Below are 522 nucleotides of genomic sequence, written 5' to 3' on the forward strand. Positions count from 1 at the left end.
TTATTGTTTGAATACCCTGCGCCAATTTCGTGAGCAGTGGTCTTTAGCAGAAATTAAACAGCTTGACCTCATTCTCTCTGACTTCAAACAGTCTATGCCTGCTTACCACTGATTGAATCACTGTCTATACACACTACAGAAAAACAACTGCCTGCTGCGGAGGTTTTCCTGTTGTGCTTTTTATTAAAAATAGGAGAACATAATGACTGCTTTTTTAAATCGCATTCAACTCATTGGTCATTTAGGTACAGAGCCTAAAGTCATCACTAGTAAAAGTGGGCAAACATTTGTAACCGCGACTCTTGCCACGAATGAATCATTCAAAATTAAAGAGGAATGGCATACTCGCGCTGAATGGCACCAGCTTGTCTTTTTTGGCATTTTAACTAAAGTTACTGAGTATTTACAGAAAGGAAGTTTAGTCTTTATCGAAGGCAAACTTCGCTCTAATCCATGGACTGATGAAGACGGCAATAACCGCCACTCTATTAGTATTGTGGTGAGTAATATTCAGTTGTTAGG

1 protein-coding gene is annotated in these 522 nt (G+C 39.1%); it reads left to right on the forward strand.

Annotated elements, in window-relative coordinates:
* Positions 1–202: 202 nt before the first annotated feature.
* On the forward strand, positions 203–522 hold a 320-nt coding region (locus E1P04_RS17510; protein WP_131784129.1), incomplete at its 3' end, for a single-stranded DNA-binding protein.

This window comes from Legionella gresilensis (assembly GCF_900639865.1).
Lineage (GTDB): Bacteria > Pseudomonadota > Gammaproteobacteria > Legionellales > Legionellaceae > Legionella_C > Legionella_C gresilensis.